1 protein-coding gene is annotated in these 1,266 nt (G+C 58.8%); it reads left to right on the top strand.

All coding sequences use genetic code 11. The features are described from left to right. Positions 1–88: 88 nt before the first annotated feature. Complete coding sequence (locus O9K64_RS23400) at positions 89–1,195, top strand: cytochrome-c peroxidase (protein WP_335342355.1); 1,107 nt, start codon at positions 89–91, stop codon at positions 1,193–1,195. Positions 1,196–1,266: the final 71 nt, after the last annotated feature.

Raw genomic sequence — 1,266 nt, 5'->3', positions numbered from 1 at the left:
TTCAGACCGTCGGTTAGCAAAAAGTTCAGTCGCGATGTTTCGCAGCTGAAATAACCGGCAAAGCAATAATTGACCTGGAGGAATTCCAATGGGTGTACGAGTCACGAACGGGCGTGCTCTCCTGGCCGCGGTGATGGGGCTGGGTGTGGCAGTGAGCGCTCAAGCGGGCGAGTATCCGGATATCGGTCCCCTGCCCGCATTGAAAGTGGATGCGGCCAAGGCCGAACTGGGTAAGCGGCTGTTCTTCGATAAGCGGCTTTCCGGCGATGCCGGTATCGCCTGTTCCACTTGCCACGTGCCGGAAAACGGCTTTGGCAGCAAGGAGGCGCTGTCGCCGGGCTATCCCGGTAACGGCAACTTCCGTAACGCGCCGAGCGTGATCAACACGGCCTACAAGAAGGTGTGGCTGCATGACGGCCGCATCGGCACCGACCTGAATGATGTGACCCGTGAGATGATCACCGAGGATTACATCATGAACATGGACATGCGCATCATGCAGGAGCGGTTGAAGCAGGATCCGGTCTATGTGGAGATGTTCAAGGCGGCCGGCAAGAACGAGCCGAGCAACGGCGGCGCCCGCAGCATCATCCCCGAGTACCTGAAGAGTCTGACCTCGCGGAATGCGCCCTTCGACAGCGGCAAGATGTCCGCTTCCGCGAAGAGTGGCATGGCCCTGTTCAAGGGCAAGGCGGGCTGCATCCAGTGCCACAATGGCCCGCTGCTCAGCGACCAGAAACCGCACAACACCGGCGTGCCGGAGAACTTCGACGTGTTCCTGGACCCGATGAACCACCAGGCCTTTATCGCCTTCGCCATGTTCCAGGGTATCCCCAACTACATGAACCTGAAGCGCGATCCGGGCTACCTCAACATCACCCTGGATCCGAAGGACATGGGCAAGTTCATCACCCCCAGCCTGCGTGAACTGAAGTACACCGCGCCCTACATGCACAACGGCACCATTAAGACGCTGGCCGAGGTGGTGGAATTTTACAACCAGGGCGGCGGTAAGGACGGCAACAAGAGCCCGCTGCTGAAACCGTTGCAGCTGAGCAAGGCGGAAAAGAAGGACCTGGTGGCCTTCCTGGAGGCCCTCTCCGGCGATCAGCTCACCAGCGACCAGTATGTCTGGAAGAGTGAGTATCCGGCTGAGTATCCGGCCATCGACAACTGGACCCAGGTCCGTAACTGAGTTGAGGAGAGAGTCATGAGAAAGATGAAATTTGCTCCTACCTTGGTGGCCGCCGCTGTATCGACCGTGCT

The organism is Sedimenticola hydrogenitrophicus, assembly GCF_029017505.1.
GTDB lineage: Bacteria > Pseudomonadota > Gammaproteobacteria > Chromatiales > Chromatiaceae > Sedimenticola > Sedimenticola hydrogenitrophicus_A.
Note: the sequence above shows the minus strand (reverse complement) of the source record. Positions and strands in the feature narration are given on the sequence as shown.